This is a genomic window from Collinsella aerofaciens (assembly GCF_028207065.1).
GTDB classification, from domain to species: domain Bacteria; phylum Actinomycetota; class Coriobacteriia; order Coriobacteriales; family Coriobacteriaceae; genus Collinsella; species Collinsella aerofaciens_AR.
Map to the genome: position 1 here is coordinate 1 of NZ_JAQLFP010000003.1, position 3759 is coordinate 3759.

Sequence of the window (3759 nt, forward strand, 5' to 3'; positions counted from 1 at the left end):
GAGGTCGCTTTCCAACGCATTCCGCAGGGGGCGGCATTATTTTGTAGCGCGAAGCGCGGATCAAAATAATGCCGCATGCCCGAGGACGCGTTGGAAAGCGACCTCATTCCTGCCCGAACAGGTCGGTCTACCTGCGCATTTACAAATTCGTAAACTTTTTTGAAAAAAGTGCTTGCACAGTTCTCGAATCATAGGTTATTATCTTTCTCGTTGAACGCGCGGGTCCAACAAAACGAAGCGCGAATCAACAACATAGCATGTCGGAGTGGCGGAATTGGCAGACGCGCTAGCTTGAGGTGCTAGTGACCGCTTTTTGGTCATGCGGGTTCAAGTCCCGCCTCCGACACCATCGCATTTGAGAAGCCTCTTCGGAGGCTTTTTTGTTACCGATAGACGGTGGGGTCCACGATGGAAACGCTTGAACGCAACGAGTGGGCAGACGTTGCCCAACTAGTCGAGATCACGAGCGATGCTGTCATCATCTGCGAGCTCGACGGAACCATTCTGCATGTGAATAACCGCTTACTTGGTTTGATGTGCGAGGAACGCGCCGACGTCATCGGTGGAGATGTTAAAGACGTCCTGTACTCGTCCGCTTTTGAACGTGCGACGGAACATCGTCTGCCATTTGATACTGATGGCTCCGAGAACGAACTGATGCTCAAGCTAAGTGACGGCTCTTTTATTCCCGTCTTGGTTCGTGCGGGCTCCGTAACGCCTCCACGCATCTTTGGGCGCCGCGCACCACGTGTCCTGGTGGCGCTTCACAGTATCGAGGAACAGTATTCTCACGACCGTCAGCTCAAGCGTGCGTTATCGGAGCTTAGAGTGGCGAACAAGCGTCTCTCTGGGACGCTCTCGGTCATTATGAGCACTGTGGGCTCCGATGAGTTACCCAGCCTGCTTGATACCGTTTTGAACCAGCTTGTAGGAACGCTCGATGCTTCGGGTGCCGCTATCTATTTTTCTGAGAGCGGCGGCTTTAAGCTTCGCGGTGTTTCCAAGGAGCTGTACGACAGCTACCTGCCCGAGTTTTTGCCGTATGGCGCTGGCATTCCGACGTATGTTCTTCGCGAGTCGCGCGCCTGTCGCTTGTCGATCCAACAGGACCTTGAGGGCGATAAGGCCGCCTCCGGTATGTTCATGGACCTGGATAATCGTTCAAAGCACCTGTTGCGCATGCAGGATATGCCTCCGTACCGCAGTGAAATCTGTCTTCCCGTTTTTTACGGTACGCAGATCCTCGGCGTGCTGGAAGTTGGTTGGAAACGCCCCCAGGCACCGCTCGCCTATGACGTTAATGTGCTCGAGGTCATTTGCGATTACCTGTCTATCCAGCTGGTCGGCATGGCATCGAGCCTTCGCTCCCGTCGCACGGCCGAGCTTGGTCGTTCCCTCAATGTGCTGCGTGATGAGTTGTTTACCTTTCTAGACGATTCCGCCGCGGCTACCCAGGCGGTGTCGTCCGAGATCTGCAATATGCTCAACTGCCATTTTTGCCCTGTTGAGTATGACGCCAGTCTGGATTCCTACGTCATAGATTTTGAAGGCGGCAGTCGCGTTGCTTTGCCGGACGATCCCGAGAAGCTTTTCTTTTCCACGACGGCGCCAGCGGCACGTCTGGGGGCTGCCCCTGATGGCTTTGAGGCATCTGTTTTGGGCGGCACGAGTGCCGAGGACCTTAAACACGTCCGTATAACTCGCGTTGACGAATCGATGCCTATGGGAGGCTGGCTTAGAGCGCATGGCCTGCCTTGCCAGGGTCTCTACGTCGACGCCGGCATCGAGGCGGGGCGCCCACGCCCTGAGGGCGATGGCAAGCACAGTAACGACGCAATCGTTCCTGCTTCTGTTGCGAAGGGGCCGACGACGCGTGCGCTGCTGCTTCGTGATGGTAGCCAAGAGCCGATTGATGACCTTGAATATGACTACTTGGTGCACTTGGCTCATGACTTTGAACTGATCTATGAAGGCGAATCTCAAAAGCGTGAGGAGCGCCATATCGCTCAGACCCTCCAGATTGGCATGAGAAATTCACTGGGGGATGTTCCGGGAATCGCCGCCGATTCGGTGTACCTGTCGGCCACGAACTCGGCGTTGGTCGGCGGCGATTTCTATACGCTCATCCGTCTTCCCGACGATTGCGCCGTCATGATTCTGGGCGATGTGTCTGGCAAAGGCATTGAGGCTGCATCGATGTCCGCACTCGTCAAGACGGCCCTGACGGCATATGCCTGGGAGGGCGCTGGACCGGCCCGCATGGCACGCTCTCTTAACAGCATGCTTATGGGCTTTTCGAGGGTCGAGACGTTCGTGACGGCCTTTATCGCCAAGATTGACCTTAAAGCCGGACGCGCAACGTATTGTTCGGCGGGCCATCCTCCGACCATGGTCATCAGGCCAGAGTCGATGCCGCTGGGTGGCGGCGAGGCTCGTGGGGGAGAGGTCGAGCTGCTTGGATGCCAATCGGGGGTAATCGGTGCCTTTGAGAGCATGGTGTACGAGACAGGCGTGTTTACGTTCGCTCCTGGTGACATGCTATTTATGTACACCGACGGAACAATCGAAGCGCGTGACCGCTCGGGTGCTTTCTTTGGCGAGCAGCGCCTTCGCGACCTTCTGCTCTCTGTCTCGGGTGAGGGCGTGTCGGGCATTTGCGGCAAGGTCTTGGGCGAGCTTGACCGATTTACCGAATCGGCGCTGGACGATGACATTGCATTGGTGTCCCTTGAGTTTTTACGGGGTCGTTCATAGACGACGCTGGGCGGGCTGAATCCGTACGGTTGGGGAAACGAATGCATCGAGTGGGCTTTTTTGGGGAACCATGGTCGTATGAATGAGTGGAATGACATAGCGGTTTTGACGCCACCAGGCGATATCGACATCGCCACGGTGCCTGCGCTGCGTCGGCGGTTGGATGCTTTGATTGGCCGCGGCGTGCGTCGTGTCGTCATCAACTGTCAGGCTGTTAGCTTTATCGATTCGACGGGCTTGGCATTCCTGCTTACGCGCGCTCGTGAGCTCATGAGGCGAGAAGGCCTGCTTTCGCTCGTCAATGCATCGGGTGAAGTTGTTCGCTTTTTGGAGATTGCTCGTCTTGTCGATATCCTTCATGTCGCGGGGCCGGCACGGGAGTCTATTCCCGCCATTCCGGTGGGGGAGCTGCCTCGCTGGAGTAAGAGCGTCGAGGTCCGTCAGGGTATCGAGAATCTTCCATACTACCGACATCGCATCGCCGAACTCCTTGAATCGCTTCCGTTGCGCCGCGACGAGCGCTACGATGTCGCATTGGCGTCGGGGGAGGCGCTGGGTAATGCCTATGACCATGCGGGCGGTATCGGGTGCGTCCTGACGGTTCAGGCCTATGGCGATCGCGTTGTGGTTGAGGTGCTTGATCGAGGTGCCGGCTATTCTATCGATGAAACGAGCGAACCGGTCGCATCTGAGGAGCGCGGCCGTGGTATCAAGCTTATGCGTATGCTCGTCGATAACGTGGAGGTTGCTCATCGTACGGACGGCGCCGGCACGCGCGTGCAGATGGTGAAGCTGTTTAGCGGAGCGCTGGAATCGTGTGCCTAGCCAATCGCTTTAGCGCGTTTAGCTACTAAGAACATGCGGCAGACAAGTTTTTTGAAAAAAGTACTTGCGTCTTTTGGACAACTCGCGTAAATTAATAACCCGCAAGCGGACATGGCTCAGTTGGTAGAGCACAACCTTGCCAAGGTTGGGGTCGCGGGTTCGAGCCCCGTTGTCCGCTCC

General features: G+C 56.5%; 2 protein-coding genes and 2 tRNA genes. All 4 read left to right on the top strand.

The window, feature by feature from the left end:
* The first annotated feature begins 259 nt into the window (after positions 1-259).
* The 4 genes from PMX72_RS01590 (at position 260) to PMX72_RS01605 (ending at position 3757) form a co-directional block, all read left to right on the top strand.
* A tRNA-Leu gene (locus tag PMX72_RS01590) sits at positions 260-349 on the top strand.
* A gap of 59 nt (positions 350-408) precedes the next feature.
* On the top strand, positions 409-2754 hold the full coding sequence (locus PMX72_RS01595) for a GAF domain-containing SpoIIE family protein phosphatase (RefSeq protein WP_271729876.1): 2346 nt from the start codon (positions 409-411) through the stop codon (positions 2752-2754).
* 78 nt (positions 2755-2832) lie between these two features.
* Positions 2833-3579 carry an anti-sigma factor antagonist gene (locus PMX72_RS01600; RefSeq protein ID WP_118388206.1) on the top strand — a complete coding sequence of 249 codons (747 nt, stop codon included), beginning with the start codon at positions 2833-2835 and terminating at the stop codon, positions 3577-3579.
* 105 nt (positions 3580-3684) lie between these two features.
* A tRNA-Gly gene (locus PMX72_RS01605) sits at positions 3685-3757 on the top strand.
* Positions 3758-3759: the final 2 nt, after the last annotated feature.